Source organism: Oceanisphaera psychrotolerans (assembly GCF_001870485.1).
Lineage (GTDB): Bacteria > Pseudomonadota > Gammaproteobacteria > Enterobacterales > Aeromonadaceae > Oceanimonas > Oceanimonas psychrotolerans.
In genome coordinates this window covers 48,183-68,902 of the sequence record NZ_MDKE01000069.1, presented here as the reverse complement: position 1 = coordinate 68,902, position 20,720 = coordinate 48,183, and the positions used below count along the sequence as shown (strand labels likewise).

21 protein-coding genes and 1 pseudogene are annotated in these 20,720 nt (G+C 57.6%); 16 read left to right on the top strand and 6 right to left on the bottom strand.

Annotated features, from left to right (window positions below; translation table 11 throughout):
- Positions 1-924: 924 nt before the first annotated feature.
- A complete protein-coding gene (locus BFR47_RS16600) occupies positions 925-2,217 on the bottom strand; it encodes a tyrosine-type recombinase/integrase (RefSeq protein WP_071474099.1) in 1,293 nt (430 codons plus the stop codon).
- 157 nt (positions 2,218-2,374) lie between these two features.
- On the opposite strand from BFR47_RS16600, the gene BFR47_RS16595 reads away from it, so the two are divergent.
- Positions 2,375-3,157, top strand: coding sequence for a dienelactone hydrolase family protein (locus tag BFR47_RS16595; RefSeq protein WP_071474098.1), 783 nt, complete (start codon positions 2,375-2,377; stop codon positions 3,155-3,157).
- 46 nt (positions 3,158-3,203) lie between these two features.
- Here the strand turns inward: BFR47_RS16595 and BFR47_RS18880 are convergent, their stop codons facing one another.
- Positions 3,204-3,440: a hypothetical protein gene (locus tag BFR47_RS18880; protein WP_245748976.1), complete on the bottom strand. Its 237-nt coding sequence runs from the start codon at positions 3,438-3,440 to the stop codon at positions 3,204-3,206.
- 543 nt (positions 3,441-3,983) lie between these two features.
- On the opposite strand from BFR47_RS18880, the gene ccoN reads away from it, so the two are divergent.
- From ccoN to ttcA, 11 genes and pseudogenes are all read left to right on the top strand, one after another.
- Positions 3,984-5,408, top strand: a complete 1,425-nt coding sequence (gene ccoN, locus BFR47_RS16585; protein ID WP_071474096.1) for a cytochrome-c oxidase, cbb3-type subunit I — start codon at positions 3,984-3,986, stop codon at positions 5,406-5,408.
- Positions 5,409-5,420: 12 nt separating this feature from the next.
- Positions 5,421-6,029 carry a cytochrome-c oxidase, cbb3-type subunit II gene (gene ccoO / locus BFR47_RS16580; RefSeq protein WP_071474095.1) on the top strand — a complete coding sequence of 203 codons (609 nt, stop codon included), beginning with the start codon at positions 5,421-5,423 and terminating at the stop codon, positions 6,027-6,029.
- Positions 6,030-6,041: 12 nt separating this feature from the next.
- On the top strand, positions 6,042-6,257 hold the full coding sequence (locus BFR47_RS16575) for a cbb3-type cytochrome oxidase subunit 3 (RefSeq protein WP_071474094.1): 216 nt from the start codon (positions 6,042-6,044) through the stop codon (positions 6,255-6,257).
- Positions 6,254-7,228, top strand: coding sequence for a cytochrome-c oxidase, cbb3-type subunit III (ccoP, locus tag BFR47_RS16570; RefSeq protein ID WP_071474093.1), 975 nt, complete (start codon positions 6,254-6,256; stop codon positions 7,226-7,228). Before BFR47_RS16575 ends, ccoP begins: the two co-directional genes overlap by 4 nt.
- 115 nt (positions 7,229-7,343) lie before the next feature.
- The gene (locus tag BFR47_RS16565; protein WP_071474092.1) at positions 7,344-7,829 is read left to right on the top strand and encodes a FixH family protein; all 486 of its coding nucleotides are present in this window, start codon (positions 7,344-7,346) and stop codon (positions 7,827-7,829) included.
- A gap of 2 nt (positions 7,830-7,831) precedes the next feature.
- Positions 7,832-10,201 carry a heavy metal translocating P-type ATPase gene (locus tag BFR47_RS16560; protein WP_071474091.1) on the top strand — a complete coding sequence of 790 codons (2,370 nt, stop codon included), beginning with the start codon at positions 7,832-7,834 and terminating at the stop codon, positions 10,199-10,201.
- A 5-nt stretch (positions 10,202-10,206) separates the two neighbouring features.
- Positions 10,207-10,407, top strand: coding sequence for a cbb3-type cytochrome oxidase assembly protein CcoS (ccoS, locus tag BFR47_RS16555; protein ID WP_071474143.1), 201 nt, complete (start codon positions 10,207-10,209; stop codon positions 10,405-10,407).
- Positions 10,391-11,070 (top strand): annotated as a pseudogene (locus tag BFR47_RS16550) (sulfite exporter TauE/SafE family protein). The gene ccoS and the pseudogene BFR47_RS16550 overlap by 17 nt, the downstream one beginning before the upstream one ends.
- 64 nt (positions 11,071-11,134) lie before the next feature.
- On the top strand, positions 11,135-11,881 hold the full coding sequence (locus tag BFR47_RS16545; protein WP_071474090.1) for an FNR family transcription factor: 747 nt from the start codon (positions 11,135-11,137) through the stop codon (positions 11,879-11,881).
- A gap of 27 nt (positions 11,882-11,908) precedes the next feature.
- Positions 11,909-12,820, top strand: coding sequence for a universal stress protein UspE (gene uspE, locus BFR47_RS16540; RefSeq protein ID WP_071474089.1), 912 nt, complete (start codon positions 11,909-11,911; stop codon positions 12,818-12,820).
- 70 nt (positions 12,821-12,890) lie between these two features.
- Positions 12,891-13,844 carry a tRNA 2-thiocytidine(32) synthetase TtcA gene (gene ttcA / locus BFR47_RS16535; protein ID WP_071474088.1) on the top strand — a complete coding sequence of 318 codons (954 nt, stop codon included), beginning with the start codon at positions 12,891-12,893 and terminating at the stop codon, positions 13,842-13,844.
- A 189-nt stretch (positions 13,845-14,033) separates the two neighbouring features.
- On the opposite strand, the gene BFR47_RS16530 is transcribed toward ttcA, so the two are convergent.
- A complete protein-coding gene (locus BFR47_RS16530; protein WP_071474087.1) occupies positions 14,034-14,633 on the bottom strand; it encodes a DUF2987 domain-containing protein in 600 nt (199 codons plus the stop codon).
- Positions 14,630-15,397: a DUF2189 domain-containing protein gene (locus BFR47_RS16525; RefSeq protein WP_071474086.1), complete on the bottom strand. Its 768-nt coding sequence runs from the start codon at positions 15,395-15,397 to the stop codon at positions 14,630-14,632. The genes BFR47_RS16530 and BFR47_RS16525 overlap by 4 nt, the downstream gene beginning before the upstream one ends.
- Positions 15,398-15,632: 235 nt before the next feature.
- Here BFR47_RS16525 and potA point away from each other — a divergent pair, with 235 nt between their 5' ends.
- From potA to BFR47_RS16505, 4 genes are read left to right on the top strand one after another with little or no spacing between them, the layout of a single operon-like run.
- A complete protein-coding gene (gene potA / locus BFR47_RS16520) occupies positions 15,633-16,754 on the top strand; it encodes a spermidine/putrescine ABC transporter ATP-binding protein PotA (protein ID WP_071474085.1) in 1,122 nt (373 codons plus the stop codon).
- The gene (gene potB / locus BFR47_RS16515; RefSeq protein ID WP_083399196.1) at positions 16,741-17,661 is read left to right on the top strand and encodes a spermidine/putrescine ABC transporter permease PotB; all 921 of its coding nucleotides are present in this window, start codon (positions 16,741-16,743) and stop codon (positions 17,659-17,661) included. The genes potA and potB overlap by 14 nt, the downstream gene beginning before the upstream one ends.
- On the top strand, positions 17,654-18,421 hold the full coding sequence (potC, locus tag BFR47_RS16510) for a spermidine/putrescine ABC transporter permease PotC (protein WP_071474084.1): 768 nt from the start codon (positions 17,654-17,656) through the stop codon (positions 18,419-18,421). The genes potB and potC overlap by 8 nt, the downstream gene beginning before the upstream one ends.
- Position 18,422: 1 nt before the next feature.
- Positions 18,423-19,472: an extracellular solute-binding protein gene (locus BFR47_RS16505; protein WP_071474083.1), complete on the top strand. Its 1,050-nt coding sequence runs from the start codon at positions 18,423-18,425 to the stop codon at positions 19,470-19,472.
- Between the two features lie 61 nt (positions 19,473-19,533).
- Here the strand turns inward: BFR47_RS16505 and cobB are convergent, their stop codons facing one another.
- Positions 19,534-20,250, bottom strand: coding sequence for a Sir2 family NAD+-dependent deacetylase (gene cobB / locus BFR47_RS16500; RefSeq protein ID WP_071474082.1), 717 nt, complete (start codon positions 20,248-20,250; stop codon positions 19,534-19,536).
- 160 nt (positions 20,251-20,410) lie between these two features.
- Positions 20,411-20,716 (bottom strand): integration host factor subunit alpha, encoded by a 306-nt coding sequence (locus tag BFR47_RS16495; RefSeq protein ID WP_071474081.1) that lies wholly within the window; start codon positions 20,714-20,716, stop codon positions 20,411-20,413.
- Between the last annotated feature and the right edge of the window lie 4 nt (positions 20,717-20,720).

Sequence of the window (20,720 nt, the reverse complement as noted above, 5' to 3'; positions counted from 1 at the left end):
AACCGAAAAATTCCAGTTAACTTTGAGATTTACCGAACAGGAAAAAGAAGTTAACGGCGGTGAACAGGGCAGGGTGGGTGTCTTGCTGCTCCAGATACAAAAGGCCCGGTCATGGATAGCGCTGAGCGGGAATCTGGATAATCATAGCCAACCTGACATGACAATACGGGAACCCCGCGTTATGGTAAATGCAGTTTGTCGAAGTATCACCTCTGAGTCCAGACCAGAACCATGACATGGCGCTGAACGGGTTTTTATTGTTATCAGTAATGGATGGCGCCAGTGTAAATAGAAACAGACTGTGTTGAATCCCAGACTGAGCACCATAACCCAGAAGCAAACCAGGCAGTGAGCCGTGCCAGTTGAGTCTCCGGCTGTGGTCATTTGGGACAATGGTGGCCACGCGCATTTTCGATCAAAGCCTTGAGCAGGCACCGAAGCTGCGGATAGCCTGAGACGGTGTTGCTGTAATATGGCTGAACCCGGGAAACTCCAGCGACCATGAAATGCTGTTGCCAGCCAAAGCCAGTCTCGATGTGGACTTGGCCGTCGACCAACCGGATCTTCCTGAAGGATGAAGACCTGCGGGATTGTGTCGAACGGGTCTCGACGCACACAAAACCGGTCGTGTGCAGTCGGGGCTGAAAACGGATTCTGACATCGCACACGCCAATGCGTCGACGGGCCGCCGGTCACCACTGGCGACCCGTTTTTCATTTCGAACACCGACAACCTTGCACGGCGCCGCCAGGCAAGGTGGCTCGGGCGTGGATCTCACTGTGTTGTAAAAATCTCACTTTTAGCTGAAACCCACACTGATCTTCGTGAACTTAATATCCGTGGAAGTTTATTTAACATAATATACATTATGCGAAGTTGTATATTGCAGGGAAAATCTGTTTCGACGACCCCAACTTATTGGTGTCAGTCCTGAATATCAAGCCTGTCCAATCGTTTGCCGGCGGCACTTTCATGACGTTCCACCTTGCCGGTATGCAGATACTGCGACGTGGTGTCGATGCTGTCGTGGCCGGCGTCGGCTTGCACATGAGACAGTGGCCGGCCGTTGTAGTTGATGTCGTGGGTAATGCCGGTGTGACGAATGCTGTGCACGGTCAGGCTGCGCATTTCACTGGCATCCTGCTCGAAGCCGTCCTGTTCGGCGGCATCGGCGGCGGCGGCCATCAGTTCGTCAAGCTGATCCCGTAACTGCCGAATCCCCAGATTGGCATTGAGCAGGCCCTGGTCTCGTCCCCGGCCGGCGGCTTTGTGGCGTACAAACAACGGAGTGGCGTCGTTGGGGGCCGGCAAGGGTGACAACTTGAGATAACGGCGGTAGTGCTGCAGGGCCTCGAGCAATTCACGGGACACGGCCACGGTACGTTTTTTACCACCTTTACTCACCGGAATATGAAAGCTCCAGATCCCGGTGTGGCCGTCGCGGCGAAACTGGCTCATCACCGGCGAAAAACCGGGCCGGGCCGCCACTTCGGAGATACGCAGATAGCAGCCGTACATCAGGGAAATCAAAAACAGGGTACGCTGATGCCGTTCGGGAGCTTGCTCCGCCAGCAGGCGTGCGGTACTCATCACATAGGACCATTGCAGATCGCTGAATACCCGTACGTCGTCTTCTTCGCCGACTCCGGACAATACCACCGGGCTGGAGCCGAAGCGGCTGTGGCGCATCCACATTACCGCCGGGTTACGCTCGGTGACTTCCTCATTGATCAGATACCCATAGAAGGAAGACAGTATGGCCATCTTGGTTTTCAATGCCTTGTCGCTCAACCGGTATGGCTGTTCGATGCCGTCGATCTTCTTGCCCAGGAACGGCCGCCATTGTGGATTGGGCTGACGTTCGCCCCAGTCCTTGTTCAACACAAACTGGGCGACGTTACGGTAGGCAATCAACGGTTTTGGCGGTGCCAGACAATAGTCTACGTAACGGTTGATGCCTCGCCGGTTCAACTCCACCGGCGACACCTGCTCAACGTCGAAGCACCAGTGCAAAAACGTGGTCAGCTCGCTGCGGTAGGTTTTGTAATTATTCTCGTTGAACCGGCTCTCCAGCAGCCAGTCCATGGCGTGTTCATAGATGAAGGCCGCGTCAGCCACCCGGCTCAGGGTAACATCGGCGATATGCTGGTTAACGACGCTGTTACCCTCTTCCAGGTACTGGGGGGCATCAAACAGCGGTAGTACGGGGGTGTTCATAGGGCAGCTTTTTCTGATGTTAACTGTATGGATGAACAGTATAACGCATTCACAGCCACTAATGCCGATAACTGCATTTATCGCATTAGTGGCTATACACCGGCTCAAACACACTTGTTCTATGCTTAAGGCTTAATCATTTTCCCGGAACTGAGTGATGAACAGATACACCTTGCTTGTTGGCGCCGTAATTGGTTTTTCCAGTCAGGCGGCGGTGGTAACCGAGCCGTTAACCTATCAGGTTGATGGTCAGGAATTTAAAGGTTACCTGGCGTTCGATGACAGCCTGGCCTCCCCGGTGCCTGGTGTGCTGGTGGTACACGAATGGTGGGGACAGAACGATTATGTTCGTCTCCGGGCCGAGATGCTGGCCGAACTCGGTTATGTCGCCCTGGCGTTGGATATGTATGGTGACGGCAAACAGACCGGCCATCCAGAAGAAGCCGGTGCGTTCGCCAAGGCATCACTGGCTTCCCTCCCCCTGGCGGAACGGCGTTTCAACGCGGCTCGCGAGGTCTTGGCCGGCCATCCGCGGGTGGCCGGCAGCCCCATCGCGGCCGTGGGGTACTGTTATGGCGGTGGTGTCGTGCTGCACATGGCTCGCTCCGGTGCGCCTCTGGCTGCGGTGGCCAGTTTTCATGGCTCCCTGACTCCCAAGGCGGATCCCCTGCCCGCCGGCAGTAACATTCGTATCGCGGTGTTCAATGGCGCCGCCGATCCTATGGTACCCGGCGAGCAGGTCGCCGCCTTTCGACAGGAGATGGACGCAGCACAAGCCGATTACCTGCTGGTGAATTACCCCGGTGCCCTGCACGCCTTTACCAATCCGGATGCCGATCGGGTGGCGGCGGAGTTCAATATACCGGTAGGTTATAATCAAGCGGCCGATCAGGATTCATGGCGTCGGTTGCAGGATTTTTTGCAAGACAGTTTTGAATGAGTGATCTCCCTGTTGCCGTCATGGGCGGTGGTCACCCGGCGGCGTTTCAGTGTGCCACTTCAAACAGAAACTTCAGCTGGCGTGATTCGCCTTTATATTCGATGTCCAGAACCCAGGCCCATACCATACGGGCCTCGGTACAGGCTCCCACCAGGGCCTGACCTTGCCAGTGACCGGGAGCATCTTCGCTTATCAGGGCCGGCATCGTCCCCATATACATGGTTTCTCCTTCCAGTCGGCTGCGGGTCACCTTCACATCGGGTTCGGAAAAGGTCAGTTCCATTTGAAACGGTGATTCCGGCTGTAGCCGGTCGGCCTTTAACCGGGCCTCGGCCCACAGCTCCCCTTGCTCCACCCTGCAGTTTTTGCGACCTATGTCGCAATAATCAACATTCTCTTTCGCTAATTCAGCCTTGTCGTTGCTCTCGGTGCAGGTTCGCAGCCAAAATGCAGCCGATAAAATGCCCAATACCAGCAAAATCTGCGCCAGTTTAGGGCCAGTCAAACGATCTCTCATGCCAATTCAGTTCCTGTATTGCATACAATCCACTCCGCTGCTTGATCTGGATCAAGACAGTCCCTTATGACTTATGGGGGTCTGAAGTGGTAATCATATTACTGTTTATACTGTTATTTTTGCAGCCACTCATTTATCATCTGCGCCGTGTATTCTGAGCCTCCCGATCTGCTTTGTTAACATAAGGTTAACTAAGCGGTTCAGGTTGCCGATACCACCAATGAAAAACGGTTGTCTTCAATCCTTCCGACGTGATCACCCTGTGTGAGCGCAAACCTGAATAACAGCAGTGGAAGCGGAACTATAACGATGAGTCAAACTAATAATCAACCAAACTACAACTATACTGTAGTTCGCCAGTTTACGGTCATGACCGTAATCTGGGGTATTGTCGGTATGTCGTTGGGTGTGCTCATTGCAGCACAGCTTATCTGGCCTGCCCTCAATTTCGAAACACCCTGGCTAACCTATAGCCGATTGCGTCCATTGCACACCAATGCGGTTATTTTTGCATTTGGTTGTAGTGCGCTGATGGCCACCTCCTTCTATGTCGTGCAGCGCACCTGTCAGGCTCGCCTCTTCGGTGGCCCGCTGGCGTCGTTCGTATTCTGGGGCTGGCAGGCAATTATTCTGGCGGCGATTATCACCCTGCCTCAGGGTTATACCTCCTCCAAGGAATATGCCGAACTGGAATGGCCGATCGATGTCGCCATCGCCGTGGTATGGGTAGCCTACGCTATCGTCTTTTTCGGAACCCTGTACAAGCGTGCCACCTCCCACATCTATGTGGCGAACTGGTTCTACGGTGGTTTCATCCTGACCGTGGCGGTATTGCATATCGTCAACAGCATGGCGATTCCGCTGACGGGCATGAAGTCCTACTCCATGTATGCCGGCGCCGCCGATGCGATGATCCAGTGGTGGTACGGTCATAACGCCGTGGGCTTCCTGCTGACCGCCGGTTTCCTCGGCATGATGTACTATTTCGTGCCCAAGCAGGCCGGTCGTCCGGTGTATTCCTACCGTCTGTCCATCGTGCACTTCTGGGCGCTGATCACCCTGTATATCTGGGCCGGTTCGCACCATCTGCACTATACCGCCCTGCCCGACTGGGCTCAGTCACTGGGTATGGTCATGTCACTGATCCTGTTCGTACCCTCCTGGGGCGGTATGATCAACGGCATCATGACCCTGTCTGGCGCTTGGCACAAACTGCGTTATGATCCCGTTCTGCGTTTCCTGATCGTGTCCCTGTCGTTCTACGGCATGTCCACCTTCGAAGGTCCGATGATGGCGATCAAAACCGTGAACGCCCTCTCCCACTACACCGACTGGACCGTGGGCCACGTGCACTCCGGTGCGCTGGGCTGGGTTGCCATGGTGTCTATCGGCGCGGTTTATCACCTGATCCCCAACCTGTTCAATCAGGAACGCATGTACAGCACCAAGCTCATCAACATGCATTTCTGGCTGGCGACCATCGGTACCGTATTGTACATCGTGTCCATGTGGATCAGCGGTGTGATGCAGGGTCTGATGTGGCGTGCGGTGAACGACGATGGCACCCTGACCTACAGCTTTGTTGAAAGTCTGCAAGCCTCTTATCCGTTCTACTTTGTTCGCTTCCTGGGCGGCTGCTTCTTCGTGACCGGCATGTTGCTGATGGCTTATAACAGCTATCGCACCATTAAGGCGCCAAAAGGCTCCCTGCAAGCTATTCCCCAACCGGCATAAGGAGACTTGTGAATGAAAAATCGTCATGAACTCGTCGAGAAAAACGTTACCTGGTTGGCGGTACTCACCGTAGTGGCCATCAGCTTCGGTGGCCTGGTAGAAATCGTCCCGCTGTTTTTCCAGCAGCAGACCAACGAGCCGGTAGAGGGCCTGCGCCCTTATACCGCGCTGGAGATGGAAGGTCGTGATATTTATATCCGCGATGGATGTCATGTGTGTCACAGCCAGATGATCCGCCCCTTCCGTGCCGAAACCGAGCGCTACGGTAACTATTCCGTGGCCGGCGAAAGCGTGTGGGAGCATCCGTTCCTGTGGGGCTCCAAGCGTACCGGTCCGGATCTGGCTCGTGTCGGTGGTCGTTACTCCGACGAATGGCACCGGGTGCATCTGCTCAACCCGCGTAATGTGGTGCCCGAGTCGAACATGCCTGCGTTCCCCTGGCTGGAAACCAACACCCTGGATGGCAAGCAAACTGCCGCCAAGTTGACCCTGTTCCGGGACAGCTTCGGTGTTCCCTATACCGATGCGGACATTGAAGGTGCCGAGGCCGCGGTGAAGGGCAAGACCGAAATGGATGCCATCATCGCTTATCTGCAGTCTTTGGGCCACGCCCTTAAATAACCGGAGTCGATTATGGATATCAGTACCCTGGAGGCGCTCAAGCCAACCCTGATCAGTTATCAGACACTGACCTTGCTGGTGTTGTTTATCGGCATCGTCTGGTGGGCTTACGGCAAGCGTCGCAAAGACTCATTTGATGCGATAGCCAGCTCTATTTTTGATGAAGACGAGGCGAACGGAACCTCTTCGGGTACTGAGCAGGATCGCGCAGGAGCTAATAAAAAATGAGTACATTTCTAAGTGTGTTTGTAACCGTGATCAGCCTGGGCACCATTTTTGGTTGCCTGGCCCTGCTGATCTGGTGTTCCCGGGACAAAATGGGAATGGAAGAAGGCGCGCCGACCGGGCATACCTTCGACGGTATTTCAGAACTGAACAACCCGCTGCCCAAGTGGTGGAGCTACCTGTTTATCTTCATGGTGGTGTTCGCGCTGTTCTACCTGGCGCTGTATCCGGGTCTGGGCAACTTTAAAGGCCTGCTGGGCTGGCAGAGTTCCAACCAGAATGTTCGCTCGCTGGAGGAATACCATGCCGCGTCTGCCGACGCGCGCGAGCAGGGCAAGCTGGTGCAGTATGAGCGGGAAATGGTCAAGGCTGATGAAGTCTTTGGTGCCAAGTTCCGTGAGCTGGCCTATGAACCGGATGGCCAGACCTACCGTGCCATTGCCGATATCGCCATGGACGAAAATGCCACCAAGGTGGGCCAGCGCCTGTTCCTGCAAAACTGTGCCCAGTGTCATGGTTCTGATGCTCGTGGTGGCCGCGGCTTCCCGAATCTGACCGATGCCGACTGGCTGTACGGCGGTACCCCCGAGCAGATCAAGACCACGCTGCTCCATGGTCGCCAGGGTGCCATGCCGGCCTGGGAAGCCAGCCTCGGTGAAGACGGTGTGCGTGAAGTCGCGTCCTATGTGCTGAGCCTGTCCGGCCGCAAGGTCGATGCGGTGGAAGCCCAGAAGGGTCAGGCCCGCTTCGCCGTCTGTGCCGCCTGTCACGGTATGGACGCCAAGGGTAACCATGCCATGGGCGCCCCCAACCTGACCGACGGTATCTGGCTCTATGGCGGCTCTCGTGCCGCGGTGGAAGACAGCATTCGCAACGGTCGTAACGGCGTGATGCCGGCCTGGAAAGACATTCTGGGCGAAGACAAGGTTCACCTGTTGGCGTCTTACGTCTACAGCCTGAACAACGTGAAATAAGGCCCGCCGGGCTTTGATTAAAAAGCCCCGCTGGTTGGGGGCTTTGATTAAAAAGCCCCGCTGGTCGGGGCTTTTTGTTATATTAGGCACCGCTTTTTTGTCGTAGGAATTGGTTATGCAACGTCCCTGGTATCAGCAGTTCTGGCCCTGGTTTCTTATCGTGTTGCCGTTGTGCGCGGTAGCCGCCAGCCTTTATACCTTTCACCTGGCCAGTTCCGGGGCCGACAGCATGGTGGTCGATGACTACTACAAAAAAGGCCGAGCCATCAATCAGGATCTCAGCGAGGTGAAAAAAGCCGAAGAGCTGGGTCTGGTGGCCGAGCTGCGTTATCGGGACGGTCAGCTCGAACTCCACATGCAGGGCCGTCATAACAATGGTGAAGCGGTACGGGTGCTCTTCAACCACCCCACCCTCGCCAAGCAGGATCAGCAGTTGCTGCTGACCAGCGATGCGGCCGGTGTTTATCGCGAGCGGCTTGATCGCCCGCTGATAGACGGCCAGTGGAACCTGCAGATTGAAGCGTTCGATGGCCACTGGCGTATGCAAAAACGCATCAGCCTGCCGATTTCGGACCGGCTGATCATCCGCGCCGGGAGTTGATCATGGACGGCTGTTTTCACTGTGGTGAAGCCATTCCTGCCGGCAGCCGGCATCAACTGGAGCTGGATGGGATCAGTCAGTGTTTCTGCTGTCCCGGTTGTCTGGCGGTGGCCGATACCATTATCGAGTGCGGACTGGGCAGCTACTACCAGCACCGCACCGGTCCTGCCCCCAAAGCCGATGCGGTCCCCGACGAGCTGAAACAGCTGCAGCACTATGATCTGGCCGAGATACAGCAGGACTTCGTCAGTGAAAAAGACCAGCTTAAAGAAGTTCAGCTCTCTATTTCCGGCCTGAGTTGTGCCGCCTGTGCCTGGTTGATTGAACGTCATCTGGCACGGGTTCCGGGGGTGGCTCTTATCCAGGTCAATACCACCACCGAGCGGGCCCGGCTGCGCTGGCACGACGAGCAGGTTTCCTTGAGCCGGCTGCTGACGGCCTTTGCCGATATCGGCTATCAGGCTCGGCCCTTTCAACCCCATCAGCAGGAGCAGCTTTATAACCGGGAGGTTAAATCCTACCTGCTGCGCATGGGGGTGGCCGGCATCGCCAGCATGCAGGTGATGATGGTGGCACTGGCGCTGTATGATGATCTGTTTCCGGACACCGATGCCGCTCTGGTCGAGTACTTCCGCTGGATAAGCCTGTGGCTGTCTGTTCCGGTGATGGCGTACTCCGCCCTGCCCTTCTACCGCAATGCCTGGCGCGGTCTCAAAAACCGGGCATTGAACATGGATCTGCCGGTGTCGCTGGCGATGGTGTTTGCCTTTGTGGCCTCGGTCTATGCCACCGTGACCCAGACCGGCGATGTCTATTACGAATGTGTGTCCATGTTTGCCTTTTTGCTGCTGACCAGCCGTTTTCTGGAGATGCGCGCCAAACGTCGGGCCTCGGAAACCACCGCCAACCTGACGCTGTTGATCCCCATGCTGGCCCGGGTCGAAACCGACGATGGCGAGCGGGAGCTGGCCGCCAAAACCCTGCAGACCGGTCAGATAGTACTGGTGGCTCCGGGCGGTCGGATCCCGGCCGATGCCGAAATCCTCGATGGCCGCACCAGCGTGGATGAGTCGATGCTGACCGGCGAACACCTGCCGGTCAGCCGCCAGCCCGGTGACCCTGTCTTTGCCGGCACAACCAATGTCGAAGCGCCATTGCGACTGCGGGTACTGCGCCCGCTGGCCGAAGCCCGGGTGTCTGAAATTCTGCGCGCCCAGGACGACGCCCTGGCGGAAAAGCCCAGGGTGGCCATTCTGGCCGATCAACTGTCCCGCTACTTCGTGGCGGCGCTGTTGCTGGTCACACTGACGACCTATCTGGTGTGGCTGCAGCTCGATGCCGACAAGGCATTCTGGGTGATGCTGTCGGTACTGGTGGCCACCTGCCCCTGTGCCTTGTCGCTGGCCACTCCCACTGCGCTCACGGTCGCGACCTCCCGCCTGAGCCGCTCCGGCATTCTGGTACGCCGGGCCCATGTGCTGGATACCCTCCCCCGGGTCAGCCGTATCGTGTTTGATAAAACCGGCACCCTGACCAAAGGCGAGGTTGCCGTCAGCTCGGTAGCCCTGCTGGCCGAGCTGAGCGAGTCTGATGTCCTGGCGCTGGCCGCCGCATTGGAAGCCCAGTCGGAACATCCCATCGCCCGTGCCTTTGCACCCTACCGGCAGCAGGGATTAATGGTGACCGAACGGGAAAACCGGGTCGGTCGCGGTGTCAGTGGCCTGATTGACGGCCATCGCTGGCGGTTGGGCAGTGGTGCCTGGCTGGCACCGGATAATCAGGATGCGGAGCTCTGTGTCTATCTGGCCAATGAACGAGGGCTGGTGGCGCGTGTCGTGCTGACCGATCCGCTTCGGGAAGAAGCCGACACGCTGATTCGTGACTGCCGGGCGAAGGGCATTGCCACCACCATCCTCACCGGCGACAGCTCCGGTCAGGCCGAACAGGTAGCCGAGCGGCTGGGTGTCGACAAGCTGGTCAAGCATGCCAGCCCCGATGACAAGCTGGCCTACCTCCGACGCTGCGGCCGGGCCGGCGAGATATGCCTGATGGTGGGGGATGGCATCAACGATGCGCCGGTCCTGGCCGGCGCCCATGTGTCCTTTGCCATGGCGGGTGGCACCGACATCGCCAAGAACAGCGCCGATGCCCTGCTGCTCTCCGACAACCTGCAGCATATACTGACCGCCCGTCATATCGCCGCCCGCTGTCGACGGGTGATCAAGCAGAATTTCAGCTGGGCGCTGGGCTATAACCTGGTGGTATTGCCGCTGGCGGCCATGGGCCAGGTCTCCCCCTGGTTCGCCATGGCCGGCATGTCGGCCAGCTCGCTGATCGTAATGACCAACTCACTAAGGCTATCCCGGCTATGAACGATATCGAAATCTGGTACCTGATGATCCCCATTGCCATGGTCTTTGCGGCTATCGCCATCGTCGTGTTTTTCTGGTCGGTAAGAAGCGATCAGTTCGAAGACCTGGACCGGCAGGGCAACAATATCCTGTTTGATGATGACAAGGATGCCCATCGCCAGGCCCAGCGCGACCACGACAAGGACCCGCATGACCACTCAGCTTGATGCCTGGGCGGCGTTGCTGATTGGCCTGCTGGGTGCCGGCCATTGCATCGCCATGTGTGGCGGGGTGGCCGCCGCCTTTTCCATGGCCGTTCCGGCCACTCAGCGCCGCTGGCAATGGCTGTATCTGCTCAGCTATAACGCCGGTCGTATCCTCAGCTACGGCCTGGCCGGCGCCTGGTCGGTGGCGTGTTCGCCAGTCTGGCCGATGTCAGCCTGGGCAAGCAGGGGCTGGTGTGGTTGCGATTGCTGGCCGGCGTGATGACCATATTGCTCGGCTTGTATCTGGCGCGCTGGTGGTTTGTATTACTGAAACTGGAAAAGCTCGGCAATGGCCTCTGGCGTCATCTCAAGCCCCTGGCCGGGCGCTTCATCCCGTTCAAGCACCCCATGGCGGCCCTGCCCTTCGGCATGGTCTGGGGCTGGCTGCCTTGCGGGCTGGTGTACTCGGCGCTGACCTGGAGCGCGGTGTCGGGTGGCGCCCTGGAAGGCGCCCGGGTGATGGCCTTGTTCGGTCTGGGTACCCTCCCCACGCTGCTGGCGCTGGGCGGGCTGGCCGGTCAGTTACGGCACTGGCTCAACCACCCCGGCTTTCGACAGCTTTCCGGTATCTTGTTGATTTTTTATGGTTTGTTCACTCTGTTTCAGGCTTTTTCGCTGCTTTAACACGCTATTAAGGCCCTGGCATTGGTGCTATGATTGAACGGTGATACCACAACAGTGTTGAGCCATGGAAAATCAGAACAGAACAATGAAAACAGCTACCAGCGGTTGTGCTATCCACTGTCAGGATTGCAGCATCAGTCAGTTATGTATCCCACTCGGACTCAATTCCGACGAGCTGGATGAGCTGGATAATATCATCGAGCGCAAGAAGCCGATTCAGAAAGGACAGGAGCTGTTCAAGGCCGGCGACCCTCTGCAGGCGCTGTATGCCATTCGCGCCGGCTCGATCAAGTCTTATACCATTACCGAGCAGGGCGATGAACAGATCACCGCCTTTCATCTGGCCGGCGATCTTATCGGCTTCGACGCCATCAATAACGGTAATCACCCCTCTTTTGCCCAGGCGCTTGAAACCGCCATGGTGTGCGAGATCCCCTACGAGGTGCTGGATGAACTGTCCGGCAAACTGCCCCGCCTGCGGCAGCAAATCATGCGACTGATGAGCAACGAAATCAACGGCGATCAACAGATGATCCTGTTACTTTCCAAGAAAACCGCCGAAGAGCGTCTGGCCGCCTTTTTGCACGGCCTGTCGACGCGCTTTTCACAACGGGGTTTTTCTGCCCGCGAGTTTCGCCTGACCATGACCCGGGGTGATATCGGCAACTACCTGGGACTCACCGTCGAAACCGTCAGTCGTCTGCTGGGCCGTTTTCAGAAAAACCACCTGATCGAGGTGGAGGGAAAGTATATCCGGATTCTGGATCTGCCGGAGCTGGCCCAATTGGCCGGCTCACCGACCCCGACCTGAGTTTCACTCCTATAGAAGGGACTCGTTATGATTAAATATCAACATATTCTGGTGGTGGTTGATCCTGTAGCCGAGGTTCAGGCGGCGCTGCACCGGGCTGTTTCCGTCGCCGCCCTCGAAGAAGACGCCATCGTCACCCTGTTTCTGCCCATCTACGACTTTTCCTATGAAATGACCTCCATGCTGTCCAGCGACGAGCGCGACGAAATGCGTGAAGGTGTACTCCAGGGCCGGGAAGAATGGTTGAAAACCCTGCTGAGGCCCTATGCCGACAGTAAGATCCGTTTCGAACTCAAGGTGGTATGGCACAGCCGGCCGTTCGAGGCCATCATCCAGCAGGTGCAGACAGGCCATCACGATCTGGTGGTGAAGAGCACCCACAAGCATGCGCTGATCCAGTCGTTTATCTTTACCCCTACCGACTGGCATCTGTTGCGCAAGTGTCCCTGTCCGGTGTTGCTGGTCAAGGAACAGGACTGGCCCATGGGGGGCAACGTCCTGGCGGCCGTCAACTGCTGCAGCGACGACAAGGCGCAGGAAGCGCTGAACAACAGGATCATTCACGAAAGTGCCGAAGTCGCCCGCTTGCTGTCGGCGACCCTGCATCTGGTAAATGCCTATCCCATCACGCCGGTGAACATGGCGCTGGAGCTGCCCGACTTCGATCCCCATGCCTACAATGCGGCGGTGAAAAAGCATCATGAGCGCGCCCTGTATGAATATGCAGTGCGCTTTGATCTGGAGTCCAGCTCGCTGCATCTGGACGAAGGATTGGCGGAAGAAGTGATCCCCCGCTGTGCGGACGATATCAACGCCAGCCTGGTGATCCTGGGCTCGGTCGGTCGTACCGGGCTGTCTGCGGCCCTGCTTGGCAACACCGCCGAATACGTGATCGACAAACTCCACTGTGACGTGCTGGTGTTGCGCCCCGACGTCTGATCCCCGACTGGCGCCTTGCCCTCGGGGCGCCAGTCACTATAATAGCCCCAGTTTTTTTGCCGGGGTTACCATGTCCGAACAAGCCATTTCCGAACAAGACTCGTCTGTTCAAACTGCCAAGCAAGTATATAACTTCAACAAGCTGCACAAGCGGTTGCGCCGCCACGTGGGCGAAGCCATTGCCGACTTCAACATGATTGAAGACGGCGATCGGGTCATGGTGTGCCTGTCCGGCGGAAAAGACAGCTATGCCATGCTCGATATTCTGCTCAATCTCAAGGCTCATGCGCCGATCAACTTCGATATTATCGCGGTGAATCTGGATCAGAAACAACCGGGTTTCCCCGAGCATGTGCTGCCCGCCTACCTGGATCAGCTGGGCGTGGAATACAAGATAGTGGAAGAAGACACCTATTCCATCGTGATGGACAAGGTACCGGAAGGAAAAACCACCTGCTCGCTGTGCTCCCGCCTGCGCCGGGGTATTCTGTACCGCACCGCCACCGAGCTTGGCGCCACCAAAATCGCCCTGGGCCACCACAGAGACGACATTCTCGAAACTCTGTTGCTGAACATGTTCTATGGCGGCACCATGAAGTCGATGCCGCCCAAGCTGGTCAGCGACAACGGCAAACATGTGGTGATCCGTCCGCTGGCTTACTGCAAGGAAAAGGATCTGGTGCGTTTTGCCGAGGCACGCAAGTTTCCAATCATTCCCTGCAACCTGTGCGGCTCCCAGGAAAACCTGCAACGGCAGGCCATCAAGAACATGCTGCAAGACTGGGACAAACGCTTCCCCGGCCGTATCGAAAGTATGTTCCGCTCGCTGCAGAATCTGGTGCCTTCTCACCTACTGGATCATCAGCAGTTCGATTTCAAGAGCATCAACAGCGACTCGGGCGTGATTGACGGCGGCGATATCGGCTTCGACAAGCCGGAGGTGGCGCCGCGCTTCATCGATGAAGATGAGGAAGACGCCGGCCCGGCATTGGGCGAGCGGCTGGATATCATCGAAGTGAAATAACAAAAAGGCGCCGCGGCGCCTTTTTTGATGGTCATGGTTTGTTGATGACACCAGGCAGTATTTTATACTGCCTGGTATCGATTTACCCCGAGCAAATACTTTTCACTCCAGCATTTTACGCTGTATATTTGGCTTATTCTACGTGATTATCTGGTTCAACACCGTCCATCACGTATGACGCCTCACGGTTCAGAACCAGGGAGTGATTCGTACCGCCGGCAGTGACAGGGTACGCTCGCCAGCCAGTTCGGCCCCACTCAGCTTCAGTTGCTCTGCTCCGTTCAGCTGTTGTCCCGGCTCGGCCGGACGCAGCTGTACTCCCTTCAGCTCGGGTACAAAGTATTTACCCGGCCAGCCGGCCATTTTCTGCAGCAGGGTGTGCATCTCGTGCTGCACCAGGCGTAGTTGTGCCATGGACGTCTCGCCGGCGGCCAGGTTTGCCTGGATCTGAACGGCAATGTCACATTGCTCGGGGTGGTCTACTTCCAGCTCGACCACCGCCTTGTCCAGATCCAGCTGTTTATCATAGGGCAGCACAAACTGGCCGTGAGGCAAAACGACGACCTGCCCTCGCGGCATATCATCCACCCGCACGGTGCCGGACTCGATGGTGCAAACCCCCTCGCCGTCGGTACGGCTCAGGTAAAATCCCAGCTCCGCCTGCTCGACCTTGGCCTTTTCCACCTTGGCCATGTGCTTGTAAAAAGCACTGTAACCGAGCATCAGCGGGGTGGCCTGGACCGTGGTAGCGGTCAGCACCAGCATGGCAATGATCAGAGAAGTCTTCATGCGTCGAAACGATCCTTGGGAGACTCGGGAGAAGGGAAAGTCGGGTTTTGCTGGTGGTCCGGTATGCCTTCAACACCGCAGGCTTCGCGATAGAGAATGCCCTTTACCACGATATAGAGTGGCGCCACCCAGACCAGGCCGATGCCGAAGGTCAACACGGCGCCCATGAACAGCACCACCATCAGCAGATGGACAGACAACAGGGCCAGCCACTGGCGGGCAAAGAGCCGCAGCGAGGTGATAATGGCCTGTACCGGGGTCAGTCCTTTTTCCAGGATCAGCGGAAAGGTGAACATCAGAGCCACGCTCATCACCAGCGTCGGTAACATCGACAACATGGGCGGGAGCCCCAGAGACTGACCCAGGGGCAGAAACAGGCTGCTGATGATGCCCATGAGCATGCTGGTCAGGGCCAGGGGCAGCAGATAGCGGAAGTAGTCGAAGATCTGATTGGGGCGAATGGGCCTGTCCACCGCCCGGTGGACGCCCATCATGTCCAGGCCGCCACTCATGGGAGCCATCACCATGGAGATCAGCAAGCCCAGCAGGGTGGTATTCCATGACGCTTCCTCGCCTTCGCCGCTCACCGTCATCAACAGCTGATTCAGCAGCAACCAGCAGCCGACCACACCGATGGTGGCCAGCAATATCGGCATCTTGGCACCCTGAATACGTTGCCAGGCCTCCTGAAAAACAGCCTTGGGAGACAGTGTAAAGCCCTGCTCCAGCGATTGTTGCAGCCGGGCAAATCGTGGTTCATTCATAATTCGGTCTCTTGCTTGAAGTGGTGCCATTATAACGGAGGAAGGGAGCCGAGGCAGTAACGCTAAGCCATTATTGGCGCAAGGGAATTCAAACCCTTGTTCGCGAGTGATTAAACAGTAAAAGTGTTCGGCTCGAGCATAAATATTCGTTTTGAGTTGCCATGGCCCGGGTCTAGAATGCCGCTCTTTTTGACGGAAAAACGCAGCGCGTTTTCATCGAGGTGTATAAGGGTACATGGCGGAACACACTATTCCCCTGGTCTCTCTGACGGGTGTCAGTAAAACATTTGACGGCAAAGCTATCATAGACAACCTGGATTTATCCATTTATGACGGCGAATTCCTCACACTTCTTGGTCCCTCGGGCTGTGGTAAAACCACGGTGCTGCGACTGATTGCCGGGCTGGAGCAGGCGGACAGCGGCCGCATTACCCTGGCCGATGCCGACATGACCCGGGTGCCGGCCGAGCACCGGCACGTGAACACCGTGTTTCAGAGTTACGCCCTCTTCCCCCACATGACGCTGTTCGACAACGTGGCCTTTGGTCTGCGCATGCAGAAGTTGCCGATGGCGGAGATCCGCCCACGGGTGATGGAGGCGCTGACGATGGTGCAGCTGGAGCAGATGGCCAGCCGCTATCCGCATCAGCTTTCCGGTGGCCAGCAACAGCGGGTGGCCATCGCCCGGGCCGTGGTCAACCGCCCCAGGGTGCTGCTGCTCGACGAGTCGCTCAGTGCCCTCGACTACAAGCTGCGCAAGCAGATGCAGAGCGAGCTCAAGCAACTGCAGCGCCGGCTCGGCATTACCTTCGTGTTCGTGACCCACGATCAGGAAGAAGCCCTGTCCATGTCCGATCGTATTGTGGTGATGCAGGGCGGCAAGGTGGTGCAGGACGGTACCCCGCGCGAAATCTACGAGTCGCCTGCCAACCTGTTTGTGGCGCGCTTTATTGGCGAAATCAACATCATGGACGGCGAGCTGCTGACACCGGCCGATGATCGCCCCGGTGCCTGGCATGCCCGGGTGGAAGGCAGGGAGTGCGTGGTGCATAGCCAGCAGGCGTTCAGCGCCGGCGACAGGGTGTGTGTGCTGTTGCGCCCGGAAGATGTGCGCATGGCGGTGATCCCTGCCGGGATCACCGACGCCGAGAATACCGGTGTGCCGGGGCGCATCATCGAGCGACTGTACAAGGGAGCTACGCTTGAATCCCGGGTAGAGCTGCCATCGGGCCGGCAAATCCTGATCGCCGAGTTCTTCGACGAAGACGATCCGGACTTCGATTATCGCCTGGGTGAACAGGTCAGCCTCAGCTGGGTAGACAACTGGGAAGTGGTATTGCCCCATGAACCACACTGACCGCCTGCACCCGGATAATGTGCCAGCCAGGGCGCCTGGCACCAACGGCTGGCGAGCCAATGGTTTCAGAAATCTCGCGATCACGCTGATCGTCAGCTGGCTGCTGTTATTCGTGTTTCTGCCCAACCTGATGATCATCATGACCAGCTTCATGACCCGGGATCACAGCAGCCTGATAAGCCTGGTGTTCAGCCTGGACAGCTATGGCCGGCTGCTGGATCCGCTGTATGTGAAGGTGCTGGGACATTCGCTGCTGATGGCCGGCCTCGCCACCCTGCTGTGTCTGATCGTGGGCTATCCGTTCGCCTTTATCATCGCCAGACTGCCGGCCCGCGTCCGGCCGCTGATGCTGTTTCTGGTGATAGTGCCGTTCTGGACCAACTCGCTGATCCGCACCTATGCACTCAAGGTCGTACTGGGCACCAAGGGCCTGCTCAACACCCTGCTGTTGAGTGTGGGGCTGATTGAGCAACCGCTGCGCATCATGTTTACCGAGGTGGCGGTGATCATCGGCCTGGTCTACATACTGCTGCCCTTCATGGTGCTACCCCTGTACTCCGCCATCGACAAGCTCGACGGCCGGCTGCTGGAGGCGGCCCGGGATCTGGGCGCCGGTGCCCCGGCCCGCTTTTTCCGGATCATACTGCCGCTGACCCTGCCGGGCATCGTGGCCGGTTGCCTGCTGGTGTTTCTGCCGGCGCTGGGCATGTTTTATGTCTCGGACCTGCTGGGCGGGGCCAAAAACCTGCTGATCGGCAACATCATCAAGACCCAGTTCCTCAACATCCGGGACTGGCCTTTCGGTGCCGCCACCAGTGTGACCCTGACGGTATTGATGGCGGGAATGATGTATCTGTATTACCGGGCGGCAAAGATGCTGAACAGGAAGGTGTCGATCGATGATTAACTGGCTCAAGGGCGGCGTCTTGCTGCTGGTGTTCGCCTATCTGTATATTCCGATTGGCGTATTGATTGCCAACGCCTTCAACCGCTCCCGCTACGGTATTCGCTGGGAAGGGTTCACCCTCGACTGGTTCAGCCGCCTGGCCGGCAACGCCAGCCTGATGGAAGCCGCCCGGCACTCGGTGACCATCGCCCTGGTGTCGGCCAGTGCGGCGGCGCTGATCGGTACCCTGGCGGCGGTGGCCCTGTATCGCTACCGCTTCCGCGGCAAGGGCTTCGTCGGCGGCATGCTGTTTGTGGTAATGATGTCGCCGGACATCGTGATGGCCATCTCTTTGCTGGCGCTGTTTGTGGTGCTGGGCATTTCACTTGGCTTCTGGTCGCTGCTGTTTGCCCACATCACCTTTTGCCTGCCCTTCGTGGTGATCACCGTCTATTCGCGGTTCAAGGGCTTTGATGTGCGCATGCTGGAAGCGGCCCGGGATTTGGGGGCCGGCGAGGCGGTGATCTTTCGCAAGATCATCCTGCCGCTGGCCGGGCCCGCCATTGCCGCCGGCTGGTTGCTGAGCTTTACCCTGTCGCTGGACGATGTGATCGTCAGTTCTTTTGTCACCGGTCCGAGTTATGAAATTCTGCCGCTGAAAATCTACTCCATGGTCAAGGTGGGGGTCTCCCCCGAGGTGAACGCCCTGGCCACCATCATGCTGGCGGTATCGCTGGCGCTGGTGGTGATCTCTCAACTGCTGTTAAGGAAGAAACGCTGACATGAAATTCTGGTTCCGTCCCCTGGCCCTGGTTGTGGCCGCCACCTTGCCCGCGATCGCACACGCGCAGGATCGTCTCTCTGTCTATGCCTGGGCCGAATACCTGCCCGACGATGTGCTGCAGGCTTTCACCGAAGAAACCGGCGTCAAGGTGGATTACGCCAGCTTCGACTCGAATGAGGCGCTTTATGCCAAGCTCAAGCTGTTGCAGACCAGCAAGGCGAGCGAAAGCTACGATCTGATTTTTCCGTCCAGCTACATGCTGAGCAAGATGGCGCGCGAAGGCATGCTGCAACCACTCGACAAGAACAAGCTGCCGCACTTCAGTCAGCTTGACGACAGCATGCTGGACAAGGACTTCGATCCGGGCAACCGCTACAGCATGCCCTACGCCTTCGGCAGTACCGCCATCGCCGTGAACCGGGACGATCTGGCCGATGCCGAGGTGAAGTCCTGGCAGGACTTGTGGGACAGCCGCTGGCAAGGACAGCTGATGCTGACCGACGATATTCGCGAAAGTTTTCAGATGGCGCTGCTGACCCTGGGCTATTCCGCCAACAGCCGGGAGCCGGCCGAAATCGAGGCCGCCTATCAAAAGCTGGTGCCGCTGCAAGACAACGTACTGCTGTATAACTCCGACAATCCGCGTATGCCCTATGTGACCGGGGAAACCTCGCTGGGGCTGCTGTGGAGCGATCAGGCTTACAAGACCCAGCAGGACGGCATTGCCCTGGAATACGTGTACCCGGAAGAAGGCGCCATCTTCTGGGTAGACAGCGCGGCCATTCCCGCCGACGCCAGGTCGGTGGACGCCGCCCACCAGTTTCTGGATTTTCTGATGCGTCCGGAGATTGCGGCCCAGATCATTCAGGAGCTCGGCATTGCGGTGCCGAACAAGGGCGCCAAGCCCTTGCTGCCGGCCGAAGTGGCCACCAGCCCGGTGCTGTTCCCCTCCTCCGAGGTGGTCGGCAAGGGGCACTTCCAGGATGATCTGGGGGATGAAACCCTGGCCATCTACGAAGAGTACTGGGTAAAACTTCGCTCCCGCTAATCATGACAGCCCGCTGACAGCGGGCTTTTTAATGCGGGATAAAGATGTTGATCAGAATCGGTTACCTGCGGCCGCCGAGCAGCTCGTCGACATAATCGACGACTTTCACGGTGGCCTGGCCGTAACGGTGCTCGTCGAAATGGTTGTTGACCTGGCTCGGCTCCAGATTGATTTCTATGGTGTGGGCGTTATGCATGGCCGCTTCATGCACCAGGCCGGCGGCGGGATAAACGTTGCCGGAGGTGCCGATGGCGATAAACAGGCTGGCCTCGCTCAGAGCCTGGTAGATACGATCCAGCTGCAGTGGCATTTCACCAAACCACACCACATGAGGCCGGAGCGGCTCGGGAAACTGGCAGCAATGACACAAATCCGTGACATGCAGCTGACCGGTCCAGTCAACGGTCTGATTGGAATGCGGGCAACGGGCCTTGAGCAGTTCGCCGTGCATATGCAGCACATTCTGGCTGCCAGCCCGTTCATGCAGGTCATCGATATTTTGCGTCACCACCGTGACCTGCTCCGGCCATTCCGCTTCCAGCCGGGCCAGAGCCAGGTGAGCGGCGTTGGGGGTCACGGTTTGCAACAGGTGTCTGCGGGCGTTGTAAAAACGATGCACCAGCTCCGGGTCTCTCTGGTAGCCTTCGGGGGTAGCCACATCTTCGATATGATGCTCTTCCCACAAACCATCGCTGGCCCTGAAGGTTCTGATCCCCGACTCGGCCGAGATGCCGGCGCCGGTGAGAATGACGATATTTCCTTTGCGCACTGTCCGCATCCCTTTGGCTGATGATACTGAGCCTAGGCTAACAGTATCCCTACCCCGCAGACAATGCGTCCTTAGTCTTAATGAGTAAAGGTATAAAGCGTCAGGGGCAGGAGAAAGACAAATACTTGATCAGAAATAAAAAAGCCAGGCACTGGGCCTGGCTTGGGTCTTATTCTGAATCGTCGAGCTGTGGTACGTTTTCTACCCTAGCCTTGAGCTTCTGGCCGGGTCGAAAGGTCACGACCCGGCGGGCCGAAATGGGAATATCTTCCCCGGTTTTGGGGTTGCGCCCGGGCCGTTCACCCTTGTTGCGCAACTCGAAATTACCGAAACCGGAAATCTTGACCTGTTCACCCTGCTCCAGAGCCGAGCGTATTTCTTCGAAAAACGCTTCCACCATGTCTTTGGCATCACGCTTGGTCATGCCAAGTTCGGTGAACAGATGCTCTGCAATGTCGGCCTTGGTTAACGCCATACGC

Bases quoted from the DNA above. Each gene is read 5' to 3' on its own strand.
- BFR47_RS16600 (WP_071474099.1), bottom strand. From the start codon at position 2,217: ATGAACACCCCCGTACTACCGCTGTTTGATGCCCCCCAGTACCTGGAA.
- BFR47_RS16595 (WP_071474098.1), top strand. From the start codon at position 2,375: ATGAACAGATACACCTTGCTTGTTGGCGCCGTAATTGGTTTTTCCAGT.
- BFR47_RS18880 (WP_245748976.1), bottom strand. From the start codon at position 3,440: ATGGAACTGACCTTTTCCGAACCCGATGTGAAGGTGACCCGCAGCCGA.
- ccoN (WP_071474096.1), top strand. From the start codon at position 3,984: ATGAGTCAAACTAATAATCAACCAAACTACAACTATACTGTAGTTCGC.
- ccoO (WP_071474095.1), top strand. From the start codon at position 5,421: ATGAAAAATCGTCATGAACTCGTCGAGAAAAACGTTACCTGGTTGGCG.
- BFR47_RS16575 (WP_071474094.1), top strand. From the start codon at position 6,042: ATGGATATCAGTACCCTGGAGGCGCTCAAGCCAACCCTGATCAGTTAT.
- ccoP (WP_071474093.1), top strand. From the start codon at position 6,254: ATGAGTACATTTCTAAGTGTGTTTGTAACCGTGATCAGCCTGGGCACC.
- BFR47_RS16565 (WP_071474092.1), top strand. From the start codon at position 7,344: ATGCAACGTCCCTGGTATCAGCAGTTCTGGCCCTGGTTTCTTATCGTG.
- BFR47_RS16560 (WP_071474091.1), top strand. From the start codon at position 7,832: ATGGACGGCTGTTTTCACTGTGGTGAAGCCATTCCTGCCGGCAGCCGG.
- BFR47_RS16545 (WP_071474090.1), top strand. From the start codon at position 11,135: ATGGAAAATCAGAACAGAACAATGAAAACAGCTACCAGCGGTTGTGCT.
- uspE (WP_071474089.1), top strand. From the start codon at position 11,909: ATGATTAAATATCAACATATTCTGGTGGTGGTTGATCCTGTAGCCGAG.
- ttcA (WP_071474088.1), top strand. From the start codon at position 12,891: ATGTCCGAACAAGCCATTTCCGAACAAGACTCGTCTGTTCAAACTGCC.
- BFR47_RS16530 (WP_071474087.1), bottom strand. From the start codon at position 14,633: ATGAAGACTTCTCTGATCATTGCCATGCTGGTGCTGACCGCTACCACG.
- BFR47_RS16525 (WP_071474086.1), bottom strand. From the start codon at position 15,397: ATGAATGAACCACGATTTGCCCGGCTGCAACAATCGCTGGAGCAGGGC.
- potA (WP_071474085.1), top strand. From the start codon at position 15,633: ATGGCGGAACACACTATTCCCCTGGTCTCTCTGACGGGTGTCAGTAAA.
- potB (WP_083399196.1), top strand. From the start codon at position 16,741: ATGAACCACACTGACCGCCTGCACCCGGATAATGTGCCAGCCAGGGCG.
- potC (WP_071474084.1), top strand. From the start codon at position 17,654: ATGATTAACTGGCTCAAGGGCGGCGTCTTGCTGCTGGTGTTCGCCTAT.
- BFR47_RS16505 (WP_071474083.1), top strand. From the start codon at position 18,423: ATGAAATTCTGGTTCCGTCCCCTGGCCCTGGTTGTGGCCGCCACCTTG.
- cobB (WP_071474082.1), bottom strand. From the start codon at position 20,250: ATGCGGACAGTGCGCAAAGGAAATATCGTCATTCTCACCGGCGCCGGC.
- BFR47_RS16495 (WP_071474081.1), bottom strand. From the start codon at position 20,716: ATGGCGTTAACCAAGGCCGACATTGCAGAGCATCTGTTCACCGAACTT.